Consider the following 15506-nt stretch of genomic DNA (forward strand, 5'->3'; position numbering starts at 1 on the left):
TGAGCAGGTGACCTGTGAAATGGATCGTCCTGGTGGCGGCTTCGCTGCCAGTCCTGGCCCAATCGAGTGCTGAGCCGGAGCCCGCTCCCTACCGGCCCCCTAATCTCACGCTCAAGCTGGGGGGACTGGCGGACAGCGCCGAGGGCCGGGACTTCCACGGCAAGCTCACCTGGAACCCGAGTGGGGTCCTTTCCCTGTTTATCTCCGGCGTCCGGTCGAACCTCGCCTCCACGGCCCAGGCCCCCAGTCCGGACGGGTCCTCCACCACGGCGACCACCACCAGCCTCGGTGGCAACCATTCTTTCGGCGTGTTCGACCTCGCCTTGCGATACGACCAGACAGACCTGTCCGGCCTGCTGGCCTACAAGCGCTACGCCTTCCAGCCCGCCTTCGACCTGGGCGGCTGGCGGCTCGGCTTCGAGTTCTCCACGCGCACCACGGAGTACGATCGGATCAGCTTCACCAGCCGGCCCATCAACACGCCAACGGGCATCGTCTACGTGACGGGCTACGCGAACCTGAGAGTCACCGACCGGGGCATCGGCGCCAACCTTGATTACCTAGGCGAGGTCTGGCGCCCGTACTTCTCCTACATCCACTACGACTATGGGGCCCTGCACGGGGAGACCGATGTCAGCCGGATCCGAAACAGCTCGGGAGGCGTGAGCCCGGAGGTGTTCCGGGCCCTGTCGGGCCGCCTGGTGAGTTGGCTCGAAAGGGTCGCGGCCTCGCGGGTGGGCTCCAAAGCGTCTCTCCTGGACTGGACGGCGACGGCAGGCCTGGAGGCCGACCTGAAGCGCACCCGATGGGGGCTGGAGGCAATCCGTGACGTGGACCACATGACCGGGGAGAGCTCCGACACTCTGACCGGAACCGCCGGCTGGAAGGTCAACTCGAGGTTCCTCCTGGAACTCCAGGTGGGGGCCACCCGCTCGGAAGCCTTCGGCACGGACCGCTTCGCGGGCCTGACCTTTACCTTCCGCACCCGGCCCGGGTCCTAACTCGCTGGCGCCTCCAGGATCACCGGAATCACCAGGGGTCGTGTCTGCGTGGTCTTCCGGATGATCCTGCGCAGGGCCAGGCGTAGGGTGTCGCGGATGGCCTCGCCATTGTTGCGGACCACCATCGGCGCCTCCTCGTAGGCCTTCCGGGCCACGCCAGCCAGCAACTCGGCGTATGCCTCGTCATCGGACAGCATCACGAAGCCCCGGCTGAGGATGGTGGGCGTCGCCGCCAGCTCGCCTGTCTGTGGATCCACCAGCAGGGTGGCGAAGACAACGCCGTCCTCCTGGAGGATGAGGCGGTCCTGCACCACGCGGGCATCCACCATGTGGTCCACACCCTCGTGCACGAAACATTTGCCAACCGGGACCGCGCCCGGCATGTCCACCCGGCCATCCAGGAACAGGCGCAGGCAGAGGCCGCCATCGAGCAGGGAGATCCGCTCCGGCGGCCAGCCCAGGGAAGCCGCCAGGGCACTGTGGGCCCGCAGGTTCCGGTAGGTGCCATGAACGGGCACCATCTGGCTGGGCCGGACGGCGCGGATCAGGTCGGCCAGCTCCTCCCGGCTGCCATGGCCCGAGGCATGGACGGGGCCCAGGCCATCATTGGAAGTCTCGGCACCCAGACGTTCCGCCGCATCAAGCATGCGCGAGATGGCCACCTCGTTGCCTGGAATGGCCCGGGCGCTCACGACCAGGCGGTCGCCGGGCTCCATGGGCAGGCCCTTCACTTCCCGCCGCAGCAACCGCGCCAGCCCGCTCATGGGCTCGCCCTGGCTGCCGGTGCAGAGCACCACCAGCTCATTCTTGCGGAAGAGATGGGCATCCTTGACGTCCACTAGGAGGTCGTCGGGCAGGTCCAGCCGCTTGAGCGAGCGAGCCAGCGTCAGGTTTCGATCCAGGCTGCGGCCCAGGAGCACCACCTGGCGGCGGAACTCATAGGCCAGGTCCACCACCGTCTGGAGGCGGTGGATGTTGGAGCTGAAGGTGGTGATGAAGAGACGCCCCTTGGTCTGCTCGAAGGCGGCCTCCAGCCCTTCGCGGCACACGGCCTCCGAAGGAGAGCGCCCCGGCCGGCCCACATTGGTGGAGTCGGCCATGAGCAGGCGCACACCGGCGTCGCCCAGGGCCTGAAGCCGCTCGATGCCTGTGTGCCGTCCATCCAGGGGCTCGGGATCCAGTTTGAAGTCACCCGAGTGCACCAGCACGCCCTGCGGGGTGTGCAGCGCCAGTGCGCAGGCATCCGGAATGCTGTGGGTCACGGGGATCCACTCGGCCTCGATCTCGCCATCGCCCACCTTCACGCGGCCGTAATCCGTCACCACGTGCAGCAAGCCCGTATCCAGACCATGCTCGCGGAGCTTGCCTTCCAGCAGGCCCAGGGTGAAGGCCGTGCCATAGACGGGCACCGGCCAGCGGCGGAGGAAGTAGGGCAGCGCACCGAGGTGGTCCTCGTGCCCATGGGTGAGCAGCACGGCCTGGAGGCGATCTGCGAAGGGCTCCAGGTAGGCGAAGTCCGGCACGATGGAGTCGATGCCCGGCTGGTCATCGGAGGGAAAGAGCTGGCCGCAGTCCACCAGGAAGAGGCTACGAGCGCTGTGCACCACGAGCGCGTTCATGCCGAACTCACCGAGCCCGCCGATGGGGATCAGGCGCAGTTCGTTGGCGGCAGGGGCCTCGGCCCAGGTTTCGAATTCAGACGCTACTGGCATGACGATGGGAACACCTCGGGATGATGAAGGATGAGACTGCGGGTCGCGTCCAGCCACGTGGGGGGCGCGATTACTTCGGCGCGAAAGGCCGAGGCCAGGCCCACGCTGGTCAGGGCTTCAGCCGGTAGGACGCCCTGCCAGTTGTTTGCCAAGGTCTTCCGGCGGTGGGCGAAGGAGCGGTGGAGCACCTGGAGCAGGGCCTTGCGCTCCGGCAGCGAGGGGGCATCCTTGCGGGGCTCGAACAGCACGACCGCCGAGTCCACCTTGGGTGCCGGACGGAAGGAGCCCGGCCCCAGCTTCACGAGCCGGGTCAGCCGGGCGCAGAGTTGGGCCAGCACGGAGAGCGGGCCGTAGGCCTTGGTGCCGGGCACGCCCATGAGCTTCTGGGCCACCTCCAGCTGGAACATGAGCACCATGCGCTCCCACGCGACGCCCTCGGTCAGCAGGCGGGCCAGGATGGGCGTGGCGGCGTTGTAGGGCAGGTTGCCGATCACGGACCAGGGCTCGCCCTCCGGCAGCGGGAGCCGGACGGCATCACCCTGCAGCAGGTGAAACTGCGGGCGGTCTCCGAACCGTGACTGGAGCAGCTCACAGGCCTCGGGATCCAGGTCCACGGCCCACAGGGGCCGCCCGTCGGCCAGCAGGCGCTCGGTCAGGATGCCCGGACCGGGACCGATCTCCAGCAGGCGCGGTGCACCCGAGGCGAGCGCCGCCCCCACGAGGGTGGCGATGGCCCCCTCGTTCACCAGGAAGTTCTGGCCGAAGGCCTTTTTGGGTCGAAGGCGGGCGATGGGCGAAGGATCCGGCACACCCCAGCGTACCACCTCGGGAGCCTGGCCATGAAAAGGGGCCCTTGCGGGCCCCTTGGGTTAGCGCAACGCTCGATTAGCGGATGATTCGCCAGGCTCGTGGGGCAAAGGATTGCGTACCGCCTTGCACCACAAGATCTTGGATTTTCACGTTGGAGGAGGATGAGGTACCAGGAATCGGCGTATCCTGGCCGCTCTGCAAGACCATGCGACTGCCAATGGATGTGAGATCTCCGGCTAAGTTGGTCCACGAGAAAACGATGCCATTGCAACCGGCTAGTTGCTTATCGGTGGTGGTACCCGAGGCTGCCAAAGAGCCATTCCCGAAGACTGGGGCCAGCGCATCACACATGCGGTAGGTGAAAGTGTTACCCGCACCTTCGCAAATCACCGTACTTCCAGTCTTGCCTGGCTTAAAAGTGGAGAAAACCAATCCGCCATTGACCACCAGGGAATTCAAATAGGATTTTTCAAACAGCAGCTTGCCCGATATAGCATCCGTGGTGTACCCGCGGAATCGCAGGTAATAGCCGAGATATTGATTGTTCCCAAGGTAGCTTGTATCGCCGGGGGTCACGGTTGAGGTTTGGTCAGACAACAGCGCATCGGTGATGGCATTTCCGAAGCCATTCACATTATTCGGCAACCCGCCGGGGAGGTCGGCGCTGTCCTGCCGGTCGAGCACCATGACCTGTCGGAAGGAGGCGTTCCCTACGGGTCCGATGACATCGAGGTCCATTGGATCATTGCGATCCCCGGTGCCAAAAGCCACACCGACAACGGGCGGGATCATGTTCGGAGCGTTGCTACTGGTGGAGGGGCGCAGGAACTGAGGGATGGCCTTGGGAATGCGGTAGGCCACAGGGGTGGAAGAGATCGGTGAGGCCTCGACGATTTTTCCGCCGACAACTTTAGTCTGCCCCTTGTAAATCCATCGAATACCGGCATTTCCAGGTGTGGTGCCCACATTTAGGGAGCCGTCGGTAGTCCACTGGTCGATGTTGGAGTTATCAAGTCGCCATCCCACAGCGCCAGTGTTCATGGTCTGCATTGATCCCAAGGCATAAACCCCGCCGGACTGGTCGCCGAAATAGACCCGCTGGGCCTTCTTGGAACCCACATAGAACTCCAGTGGGAAGGTGCCGGTCGCAATGGCACCCATATTGGGGAATCCGGCGGCCAGAGAACCGTTGTTTACGAAGTCGTAAATTTTGATGGGCGTGCCATCCAATACATCCATGGCAATCAGCGACCGCCCCAGTTTAAGGGGGCTGGCATTGTTACCAATGGTCAAGGCATCAAGTTCGTTGTTGCTGTAACCACCGCCAAGGAAGACAACATCTTTAACCACAGCTGGGCTGCTGCCGACCTCTACACGAGCCACTGAGGGCGTAGAAGTGGACAGCCCCATGGTCTTGATGGCGGGATCCGCTGAAGTATTGGGATCCAGCATCCATCTAAGGATGGGTGCACCTGGGTCGATCACGTCGAAGGCGTAGTAACTGCGCCCCCCCTTTCGCATTCCGATGATCACCCGGATGGTATCGAGACTATCCACCCTTCGGTTGCCTGAAGTAGATCCGGAAAGGGGGTTGTCCTTGAAGTAGATGTAGGGGGATCCATCTACCGTGTAGATGTGGTCGTTTCCAGGGTTTTTGAGGGCGCTGAGCTTGGGAATGGTGGCGGCTACGGAAGGATTGTTTAGGAATTCGGGTGGCACAAAACTCCAAAGTTCATCCAGATCCGCCTCTAGGATGTCGGAGCCATTGAGACCGCTCACCTCGCCGAAGGCGTGGAAATGACCTTGGTTGTCACCAACGAAGATCACCTGGAACCTGGCGTCCTTCATGGTTTTGTACTTGCTGCCCCACAATCCATTGAGTCTGCTGCCGGCCGGAATGAGCGTTGGATCATACTCCACCGCCGCTGGTGAGCTGTTGACGATGTCGCCCATGATATCTCCGCGGGAGGCCGTGGTGGTGCCATCCGCCTGAGCCGCTTTGGAGGCCCCTCGAATAAAGCGGATTAGGCTTGCCGCTTCTGTGGCTGTCGCCACCCCCATGACTTTAGGGGTGAGCAGGGCGTTGGAGGTGCTGAAAGCCTGTGCCGCCGCGTTCAGGGGTAACCCGGTACCCGGAATGGCGGTGCCGGGAACCATGGTGTATACATTTCGGTTCTTCCACCCTCGGGACGAGTCGAGCAGAGCTGCGGAAGCGGAGGCAACTGCATTCCCTGCGTTGATGTCAATCTGAAAGGCTCCGCTCTTATCGATGAGGCCAATGGTGCCATCGGGCTGGACGCCCAACCCAGTCATCAACAGGTCCCCCTGCCAGACGGAACCCGAGCCATCACCAGCATTTGTCGAGGCGAACCGACCCAGATAGGCCCGGTTGCCAAGGTTAAGGCCAACCAACGGTGCAGCTGGCGCCGTAATGCTGGTATTGGCCTGAGTGACACGAGCAATGATCGCCGAGAGACTGGCAATCAGAGCGTTGGGATCGGAAGCATCAAAGAAATTGGTGGCCATCCCCACCCGACCAGTCGGAAGCCCCGTTGAGCTGTTCAGCGGTGTCTTGCCATAGGCAACGGCATATTGGAGGTCGAATTTCGCCGTATAGGAAGGAGTATTCGTATTGGCAGGATCGCCGTACAGAGCGGTTCTCAGGAGTGGTCCCTTGCCTCCGGTGGCCACAGACGAAGTATTGGTGCCTGCAAGTGAAAGGCCCACCGTCATGGTCGTGATCTTGCGCCCAGGCGTGCCTTCGGAGCCTCGATTCATAACGCGGAAGGGGGCGTACTGGCTAGGAGTACCGGTGCCCGCGGTCAACTGGCTTGCGTTGTTCGTCCCGTTGTCATTTCCGTGAGCTGCGACCGCAGCCAAGCTCCAGATGTTGTAATTCGTGCTGGTCGAGCCAGTATTGACATTTAAACTGGAGAATGGAATCGCCTGCAAATCAGACTCAAGAATGGCGCTCGTTGTCGCGTTGGTAGCGACTTCTTTGGTCCCAATGCTTTCGTTGTTGGCCAATCCGTCAGTAAAGAGGATGACAAAACTCGACCGGCAGGGCGATGGCTCGATGCCCGTGTTCACCTTGTCGAAAATGTTTCCGGGGTTCCCCGAAGTAGACGAAGTGCCGGAATTGATCAACTGGGCGTAGGCATTGGCAATGGCTGCGGTCAGCGGAGTGTTGCCCGCGGGTAGCTTCTTCTGAACCGCAGACACCGAAGGATCAATCCCTGAGGTCACCGTCTTGAACCTGGTGAGGTAGCGATCACCCGTGCCAAAGTTTGTACTATTGGGGCTCAGGTTCGACTCCCCAGCGGGATCGAGAAATCGGTAAGCCCATAGAACCTTGTCCTGTTTGCTGAGCCAGGTTTGAAGCACCGCCTTCTTCAGAAACTGGGATCGGGTTCCAGCCGGGATGCCGTTGTTAAAGGTGGTTCCGCGCGCATCTGACCATGGAGTGGTGCTGGGCGTGGTTGCGTTACCCCCAGCAGGGTCGTAAACGCCAGGAATGATATACCCGCCACCAGCTGGATACTTGCCACCCAGCCCAGCAGTGCTGGTGGTGAAGATGGTCCCGGGCGGGACCTGGTTCCGATCATCGTTCACACCTGCCGCAGCCGTGGTGACATAGCTGTTGCCGTCGGCAGCCTTGACAACGTTGCCCCAGAATAGCCAGTAGGCGTAATCCGCATTGTAGGTGAAGATTTCGAGCGTACTATTTCCACGGCTTACGGTTCCGCCGGAAACATAGGCGCCCGGGTTCGTTGAGAGAGTCACGGTGAAGGTATTGGTGGCTTTGGCCGTAATCCTGTATGTCCCGTTGTAGCCAGCCGGAGAAACGCCCGAGACGACAATGGCGTTACCAACTGCCAGCCCATGGGCGGCTGAGGTGAAGGTGGCTGCCCCCGAGGCCCAAGTTGCCCCCGATATGGTTTTCACGGTGGGTGCTGAAACATTGAGGATGTAGCTAGTGGAAACCGTATAGAGGGTATCAAAAACCACGGAGCTGCCGCTCTTCGGATCGACGAAGAAATCCGGAACTGGGGCTGTCCCGGGCGAAGGCAGGGGGGATGGCACCAGGAAGTTCGTCCAGGGAATGGGGATGTCCAGCGTACGCGTGTAGGTCTTCGTTCCACTTATTTTGGTTGCTGTCAACCGGGCGTGACTGGCCGTCTGCACGACGGCGGCGGTGATGGGCAGCGTGGTGATCTTGGTGCCTGAGGGGTCAACCAAATAGCCGGTAGCCGTAATGCCCCCACCAAGATCGAGGGAGACGAGGCCCGTGGTCTCGTTGACCGTCATGGCATTGCCACTATCGCTATTGAGGTCGGTCCAATACTTGGGGTGCCAGAAGGCATTCACCATCGATCCGGAGAGATCGAAGATGGTGAGCATTTCGGGCAGCCCTCCACCGCTTTTATAAACATCAAGCAGATCGGTGGTAGTCAATAACTTGGAGTCCACTTGTGCAAATAGAGTGGTGGCGGCAAATACGCTCAGCAGCAGTGATTTGATGCGTGCTACTTGGGAAGCCATGGGTTCCTCGCGAAGGGAAAGAAGAATCGGGTTCAAAAAATCGGAACTGAAACGACCAACTCACGCTGGGCCTGGAATGTCTGCGCATCCTTGGGCGTGGCATGGCCCGTAGAAAGGACCCGCCAAACGAAATCGCCTTTTGTGGCATCCACCTTGGTATCACCAGAGGCCCCCGCGTTGTTGGAGCTACCACCACTCGCGCGGCCAGCTGCAATATTGCCTAAGAAGCGAACCTCCAAATCGAAGTTCTGATCAGTAGTTGCGACTGTTCCCATCGACATGGCGGGCTTCCCACTTCCTGACAAGTTCATGATGGGATGGCCTAGAACCGGATCAAGGCTCTGCTTGAGACCCGTCAGAAAATAAATTTGACTAGCGGCGGGTGAGGCGGCCGTAAAATCCGAAAACTTGACGCCGCCTTGCCCCCACGTAATGGTCCAATCCAGCCCCGCATCGGCAGCAGCCGCGGCCTTGTTGCCCTGGATGATGGTCCCCGCCATGGAGAGTTCGCGAATGGCACTGCGGCTCAGACTGAATGTGGCCGCGCCCATGACGGCCACAAGCACCAGCGCCATGACGATGGTGAGGCCCCCCTGTTGACTCGTTCGAGCAGGAATGGTTCGAACCAGCTTCATGAAATCACCTCTAGAGCGGCAAACCGAAGTTACGGGGCGTGACCATCAAGGTCTGTGTGCGACGGATGTACGCAGCTACACCACTCACATCTGAGTTCTCAGAGCGGGGTGCGGCAGATCGAGACACAACATCCATGCGAATAAGACATGGGAAGTTGCGGAACCAAAGTGGGTTAGCAGGGTCGCGTGGATTCAGGGCCTTGCCCCCCGGAGCCTTCGTCACCATCTTGGCGACGATGGAATCCCAGTTGGCCGAGCCTTGGCGCAGCCAGGTGACACCCCCATCGAAACTAAGGTCCACCGTAAAACCTTCGATGTTCTCGGCAATGACATCTGGTTGGACGTTTCCCCAGTTGATCAAAGATCCTCCGGTTGGATAAGTTGTCTGTTGTCGAACCAGGCACGGGATGGTGATGCCAGGATTTGAGGGGTCCCAAGCTCGGGCCTGAATCGAATATCGGGTAACAACATTCGGCCGAAAAATGGCCACAGGTGTTCCACCAGGGTGATAGGAAGGTGCAGAGGTCAACGCAAGACCGGCGACCTGGGTGCTCCCGTAAACCTCCATACCTGCGGGAAGCACAGATAGAGTGGTGCCTGAAATTGTGCCAACCTTCACTTGCTCGAAGTTCGCATCCAGAATAGCCACCACGTCATTAGGTCGAACATCGGCCATAGAACCAGTGACAGGGTTAATGGTTAATGCTGAGGCCGTGGGAGGGGCAGCGAGTGTGGCCTGGATGGGCAGGGGGAGGTCACCCACAAACTGGATTTCATCGGGGTTCGGCGCCAGTGGAGCAGTGACAAGCGTCCCACCAGGGTTGGTCGGATCTGGCCCCGTGACCAGGACGGGGGTTGGAGATGGCAGAATCATGAAAGGTTCCTGCGTCCCGGAGGAAACGGAGTAACCCGCCGGCTGATTGAAAGGAACAAACGCGAAGTAACCAATGGATGAGACATCATCCTGCAAAGATGCCAAGGCCCACCGACCCCGCCGTTGGCTTGCGATCGTGTCATTGATGCGCTGGAAACTGGCCAAATTCGTAGAGTAGATCCGCAACATCCCGGCCGTGAGTATCCCAACGAACATGACTGCTACGAGCATTTCTATCAGGGAAAAGCCATGTTGGAGAGGGCGGAAATGCCGAAAGGACCGGAGCGTCATGGCATGGCCTCCTAGTAGCGGACGAGACGGCTGAGGGTAAGAGTCGAATTGCCAAAGTCCGTGCCATCAGCGCCGACAGCCTGATCCCGCCAGATCACGGTAACGACGAACTCATTCATGTTCATGCCCGTAATGTTCGCTGAGGGTGTGGCGGCCGTTGGAGCCAAACGAGTCCAATTCACGAGGAATACCTGGGTGGGGTCGCCAGCCACGACAGGAAGGCCGCTGATGTCGAAGGCTCCGAATACGCCATTGGTCGCACCTCCCGTATAGGCGCGGGGACCAGTGAAGACCGAACTAGAACCCATCACCCCTGCAGCAAAGGACCAGGAAAGGCTGCCCTCGGCCTGGATCGAACTTAAGCAACCTTCGGCGAGAGAAGCAGCTGTTACACGATTTCGGCCACCAGAATTGCTACGCAAGGTTGATACCTGGAGCGAGGCGAGGCCTAGAAGTCCGATGCCAAAGATGAGGGCGGTCACCAGGAGTTCAACAAGGGAGAATCCAGTCTGGCGGGGGGCTCGGCGCGTCATGTAGAGCTCTCCTAGAGTCGCTGCCAGGGGGAGGCAGCATCGCCCGCATTGGGCTTGTAGAAGGCGTGAATGCCATTGGCCCGAGTCACCAGGACAAGGCCAACCGGAGCACTCCGGTAGGACGCGCCGTTCCGCATGCCCCCTACGTAGACATAGAAATCAGCACTCGCGCGCCCGGTGGGATCAAAAGAGAAATTACTGTTATTAACCCCTGTGAAAAGTTTAGCTGAGGAGCCGGGATTGACCCCGTTGGTGAAGAGACTGGACACTGCGGTGACGCCTCCTGTGAGTGGATCAGGATTCGGTGGCGCTTGAGAGTAGATCGGCCAAGCCGAGCTGGTATCGATGCCGGAGTATCGCGTCGAGTCGCGCCCGGCCGCGTCACGTCGCCAGACGGTGAAGGCCTGATTGGCTGGGGCGGGGATGACATCCCCTTGGGAGGGGAATTGAATCGTGAGGGTTGCCTGGGCCCCGGTGGTCGCCAGTGTCACCGTCCTTCCCGTAGTTTGAGCCACGGTGCGTGCCTCCGAGAGGATGCCAACCAGGGAGTTGACAGTTCCCTTCACCGCCGCTGGCTGAGATACGCCATACCAGGTCCCAGTCACGAGGGCCACAATCCCAATGATCACCACCACGACCAGGAGTTCGAGCATCGAAAAACCTCGTACGGAGCGATGCATGTGGGTCCCCTTGCAGTTCATGTCCCAAGCATCGGCCCAGAGAGCAGAGCGACATGATTGAATTTAAATATTTATATTAAATAACTTAAAAAATCAATTACCGAGTTATCTCCATTTTCCACATCCAAATGTATATTTTTTATACATCATCCGAACTGGATGGGATCCCGGTCAAGGCTAATGGGGCCCGCCGGATCCAGAGGATGCCGGGCCAGGACCTCGCCCAGGGCACCCCGCCCTCCCTTCAGCAACAGGTGCATGCGCCAGCGATCGCGAATCCGTGGGACCGGCGCTTCCAGAGGGCCCAGCACCCGCAGGCCAGGAACGGAGAGGCGCTGCCGGAAGGCGTCCAGGGCCTCCCGTGCCTCCAGGGGCGAATCGGCCTCGGCGCGATAGAGGGAGAGGGCCGTGAAAGGCGGATAGCCAAGGCCCTCGCGAAAGGGCAGCTCGGAAGCGGCGAAGCCCTCGAAGTCCTGGGCCAGGGCATGGGTGATGGCCGGGTGCTCGGGCGAATAGGTCTGAAGGATCACCCGACCGGGCAGCTCGGCCCGGCCCGCCCGGCCCGCCACCTGGGTGAGCAGTTGGAAGGTCCGTTCCGAGGCGCGGAAATCCGCGACCTTGAGCCCCTGATCGGCGTTGAGCACGCCCACCAGCGTAAGCCCAGGGAAGGTGTGGCCCTTGGCCAGCATCTGGGTGCCCACCAGGATGTCCACCTGCCCCGCCTCCGCCGCCAGCAGGCCAGCCTCGAAGGAGCCGCGGCGGCGCGTGGTGTCGCGGTCCAGGCGCAGGATCCGGGCCGAGGGGAACAGCTGGTTCAGGTGCTCCTCCACCTGTTCGGTGCCCTCGCCGACCCCCCGGAGGTGGTTGGCGCCGCAGTCGGGACAGGCCTCGGGCGGCACCGTCTCGTGGCCACAAAGGTGGCACCTCAGCCGGAAGTCCCCGCGATGGTAGGTGAGCGAGATGGAGCAGTGCGGGCAGCCCAGCGTTCGTCCACAGGCCCGGCACATCCAGAAGTTCTCATAGCCTCGGCGGTTCAGGAGCAGCAAGACCTGCTCGCCCTTGGCCAGCGTGCCCGTGATGGCCTGCATCAGCGGCGGTGCCAGGATGACCTTCCGACGCACCTGCCGGTAGGCATCGCGAAGATCCACGATCACGACGGACGGCAGGGAAATGCCTGCGGGCCGCTCTCTCAGCCTGAGCAGCTTGTATCGACCGCTCTGGGCCGCCTGCCAGCTCTCAAGGCTCGGCGTGGCGCTGCCCAGTAGAATGGGACAGTCTTCGAGCTGGGCCCGCTTGATGGCCAGGTCTCGGGCATGGATACGGGGATGTTCTTCGGACTTGTACGATCCCTCGTGCTCCTCATCCACGACGATGAGGCCGATGTCGCGCAGCGGCGCCAGCACCGCGTTGCGCACCCCAACGAAGAGGTCGGCCCCATTGAAGAGCAGGCGCACCACGTCGCCATGCTTTTCACCGGCATTGAGACCCGCATGCCCCACCGCAACCCGGCCGGGGAAGCGCGCCTCCAGGCGGTCGAGCAGCCGCGCCGTGAGCCCGATCTCCGGCACCAGCCAGAGCACCCGCCGCCCTTCGGCCAGCACCCGCTCAGCCAGGGCCAGGTAGACCTCGGTCTTGCCTGATCCCGTCACGCCCTGCAGAAGGTGCACGCCGAAGGTCCCGGTCGCCACGCTCTCCAAGGCAGTCTGCTGCTCCGCGGTCAGGGTCACCGTCCGGTCCAGTCCCGCCTCGCGGCGTTGTCCGAGCAGGTCCACGCGCTTCATCCGCTGGATCAGGCCCCGCTTCTCCAGGGTGCCCAGGACCGAGGCGCCGACCCCTGCCGATGCCAGCAGCTCCGGTTCCATCAGGGCGCCCCCCGAGTCCTCCAGGATCAGCAGCACCTTGGCCTGGGCAGGCGTCACCCGGGGCGGGTGCGATGCCCCGGTGAGGCGCACCTCCGTGAACCCCGAGCCGCGCAGGGCAGCGCGATGCAGCAGCGTGGGCAGGATGGCGGGATCACGGTGCCAGGCTTCGCCCAGGTCGGCCAGGGCACCCCAGGCGTCCCGGTCGCGCTGGAAGGACAGGCGCTGTCCATCCTCGTCGGCCTCCCAGTTGGGAAGCATGGAGGAGGGGAGGCTCAGGGGCAGCAGGTGGGCTTCCAGGCAGCCGTAGTAGCGGGCAGCGAAAGACTGCAGCTCCCGCAGCTTGGCCGGCAACAAGGGAAAGGGATCCAGCACGACCTCGATGGGCCGCAGCTTCGCCGCAGGCGGCAGCAGATCGGCCCCCATCGCCAGCCCCACCGCCAGGCTGTTCCGAACCTTCACCCGCACCCGAACGCCCTCGGGCAGGCCCTGCGGCGCCAGATAGGTCAGTGGCGGCAGGGGCCGGTTCAGCTGGACGCGGGTGGGAACGAGGGCCATGGGTGGCCAGGATACACTTGGCCGGTGATCATCCTCGGCCTCGAATCCTCTTGCGACGACTGCTCCGCGGCCGTGGTGGAGGAGACCCCTGCCGGCCCGGTAGTCCGATCCCTGGTGCGGGAAAGCCAGGATGCCATCCATGGCCCCTTCGGGGGCGTGGTCCCCGAGCTCGCCGCCCGGGGGCACCTGCTTCAGGTGCGATCGGTGATTGCGGGAGCCCTCGCAGAAGCTGGCGTTGGCCTCCGGGACCTGGATCGCATCGCGGTGACCCGGGGGCCGGGCCTGGTCGGCAGCCTCCTGGCCACCTTCAGCGCCAGCAAGGCGGTGGCTTGGCGCCACGGGATCCCCTGGGTGGGTGTCCATCACCTCTTGGGGCACCTCAACGCCGCCCGCTTCTCCGCCCCCGACCTTGCCTTCCCCGCCCTGGTGCTGCTCGTCTCGGGGGGGCATACCCACCTGTATCTCGCCCAGGGCTGGACCTCGCTCCACCTGCTCCAGAAGACCCGCGACGATGCCGCTGGCGAGGCCTTCGACAAGACCGCACGGATGCTGAACCTGGGCTATCCCGGTGGCCCCCTGGTGGATGCCTGCGCCCGGGCGGCGACCAGGGCCGCGGAGCCCTTCACGCCGCCGAGATTCCGGGACGGCAAAGCCTCCTGGAGCTTTTCCGGGCTCAAGACCGGCGTGAAGCTGCGGGTGGAACGGAACCCCCGCCTGGCCGAGGCCGGAGCCACCGACGCCGACGTCCAGGGGCTCTGCCGCAGCCTCCAGGAGGCCATCTCCGCCTGGCTGCTGAAGCCCATTCCCGACCTGGCCCAGGAGCACGGCGCCTGCAGCCTGATCATCAGCGGTGGGGTGGCCTGCAACTCGAGGCTGCGAGCCGATGCCGCCACCATGGCTGCCCGTCAGGGCCTTCGGCTCGCCCTCCCGGAACCGCGCCTGTGCACAGACAACGGGGCCATGATCGCCGCGGCGGGAGCCCTGCTGGCGGCCGACTCCGAGCCCTGGAGCCAGAACGCCGATGCCGATTTAAAGCTGGGAGCCTGACATGGAAGTCACGCGCGAGGATGTCCTGAGGTGCGCTGCCCTGGCCCACCTGAGCCTCCAGGAGCAAGAGGTCGAGCCCATGCGGGTGGCCATGGCGCAGATGCTCTCCCACGCCGCCAGCCTGGATGAGCTGCCCCTGAATGGAGTCGAGCCCCTGCTCCTGGGCCATGGGCGGCCCCTACCCCGGCGGGAGGATGAGCCGCGGGATGGCTTCACGCAGGCTGAGGCCCTGGCCAATGCCCCGGCACAGGACAGGGGATACTTCGTGGTGCCGAAGGTGCTGTAGCGAACCCAGGACCTACCAGTCCCCACCCCCGGAGTCGCCACCGCCAGAATCACCACCGGAATCGCCCCAATCGCTCGATCCGGAACTGGACTCGCCCCAGTCGCTGGAGGAGCTGTCCGAAGCGCCGCCGGTCCAGCCATCACCACCTTCAGAACGGTCGTGGCGGTGACCGCCACCCATCATGCTGCCGAGCATCATGCCGGTGAGCAGGCCGCCCATGCCCCCGCCTGGGTTGCCGTAGCCCCCCTGCTGCATGGGGATGGAGCCCTGCATGGGGCCATCCAGTCCCAGCTGCCGGCGGGCCGAGGGAGGCAGTTCCTCGTCCTTGAGGGACTGCAACCCCGCCAGGGCGCCGCAGTAGCCGCAAGTCCACTTCACCGACCTCAGGCCATCCCAGTCCTGCTTCATCCGGTCCCCCGAGGCGCCACAGGCGGGGCACTTGGGATACGGACACGGGAAGGCGTGGGGTTCCAGGGGACCCGTTGGCAAGCCTCGGCGCGAGGCGCCCAGCTGCTCCGGGCGGTCCTGCCGGCCACGCATCGCGAAGTAGATCACGGCACCGATGATGAGAAGGATGACGAGCATCGTCATGGGAACCCCCAAGGCATCCAGGCTACTCCGTTACCAGCCCCCAGGAGTAGGCGCTGGTCTTCGGAAGTCGGCCAACCGCCGTCCAAC

Annotated in this window: 12 protein-coding genes; 3 read left to right on the forward strand and 9 right to left on the reverse strand. The window is 62.9% G+C overall.

Features of this window, described 5'->3' with window-relative positions; translation table 11 throughout:
* Positions 1–14 precede the first annotated feature (14 nt).
* Entirely contained in the window at positions 15–1001 is a 987-nt protein-coding gene (locus WAS25_RS04665) for a hypothetical protein (RefSeq protein ID WP_422310348.1), read from the forward strand.
* On the opposite strand, the gene WAS25_RS04670 is transcribed toward WAS25_RS04665, so the two are convergent.
* From WAS25_RS04670 to priA, 8 genes are all read right to left on the reverse strand, one after another.
* On the reverse strand, positions 998–2713 hold the full coding sequence (locus WAS25_RS04670) for a ribonuclease J (protein WP_422310349.1): 1716 nt from the start codon (positions 2711–2713) through the stop codon (positions 998–1000). The genes WAS25_RS04665 and WAS25_RS04670 overlap by 4 nt on opposite strands.
* Positions 2704–3522, reverse strand: a complete 819-nt coding sequence (rsmA, locus tag WAS25_RS04675) for a 16S rRNA (adenine(1518)-N(6)/adenine(1519)-N(6))-dimethyltransferase RsmA (RefSeq protein WP_422310350.1) — start codon at positions 3520–3522, stop codon at positions 2704–2706. The genes WAS25_RS04670 and rsmA overlap by 10 nt, the downstream gene beginning before the upstream one ends.
* 76 nt (positions 3523–3598) lie before the next feature.
* Positions 3599–8065: a hypothetical protein gene (locus WAS25_RS04680; protein ID WP_422310351.1), complete on the reverse strand. Its 4467-nt coding sequence runs from the start codon at positions 8063–8065 to the stop codon at positions 3599–3601.
* A gap of 32 nt (positions 8066–8097) precedes the next feature.
* The gene (locus WAS25_RS04685; protein ID WP_422310352.1) at positions 8098–8700 is read right to left on the reverse strand and encodes a hypothetical protein; all 603 of its coding nucleotides are present in this window, start codon (positions 8698–8700) and stop codon (positions 8098–8100) included.
* Positions 8701–8710: 10 nt separating this feature from the next.
* The gene (locus WAS25_RS04690) at positions 8711–9865 is read right to left on the reverse strand and encodes a PilW family protein (protein WP_422310353.1); all 1155 of its coding nucleotides are present in this window, start codon (positions 9863–9865) and stop codon (positions 8711–8713) included.
* Positions 9866–9876: 11 nt separating this feature from the next.
* A complete protein-coding gene (locus WAS25_RS04695; RefSeq protein WP_422310354.1) occupies positions 9877–10398 on the reverse strand; it encodes a type IV pilus modification PilV family protein in 522 nt (173 codons plus the stop codon).
* Positions 10399–10409: 11 nt separating this feature from the next.
* The gene (locus tag WAS25_RS04700; protein ID WP_422310355.1) at positions 10410–11078 is read right to left on the reverse strand and encodes a prepilin-type N-terminal cleavage/methylation domain-containing protein; all 669 of its coding nucleotides are present in this window, start codon (positions 11076–11078) and stop codon (positions 10410–10412) included.
* 146 nt (positions 11079–11224) lie between these two features.
* On the reverse strand, positions 11225–13495 hold the full coding sequence (priA, locus tag WAS25_RS04705; RefSeq protein ID WP_422310356.1) for a replication restart helicase PriA: 2271 nt from the start codon (positions 13493–13495) through the stop codon (positions 11225–11227).
* Between the two features lie 24 nt (positions 13496–13519).
* Here priA and tsaD point away from each other — a divergent pair, with 24 nt between their 5' ends.
* Positions 13520–14542: a tRNA (adenosine(37)-N6)-threonylcarbamoyltransferase complex transferase subunit TsaD gene (tsaD, locus tag WAS25_RS04710; RefSeq protein WP_422310357.1), complete on the forward strand. Its 1023-nt coding sequence runs from the start codon at positions 13520–13522 to the stop codon at positions 14540–14542.
* Position 14543: 1 nt separating this feature from the next.
* Complete coding sequence (gene gatC / locus WAS25_RS04715; RefSeq protein ID WP_422310358.1) at positions 14544–14828, forward strand: Asp-tRNA(Asn)/Glu-tRNA(Gln) amidotransferase subunit GatC; 285 nt, start codon at positions 14544–14546, stop codon at positions 14826–14828.
* Positions 14829–14840: 12 nt separating this feature from the next.
* Here gatC and WAS25_RS04720 read toward each other — a convergent pair whose 3' ends face one another.
* Positions 14841–15419: a hypothetical protein gene (locus WAS25_RS04720; RefSeq protein WP_422310359.1), complete on the reverse strand. Its 579-nt coding sequence runs from the start codon at positions 15417–15419 to the stop codon at positions 14841–14843.
* Between the last annotated feature and the right edge of the window lie 87 nt (positions 15420–15506).

This window comes from Geothrix sp. (assembly GCF_049292215.1).
Lineage (GTDB): Bacteria > Acidobacteriota > Holophagae > Holophagales > Holophagaceae > Geothrix.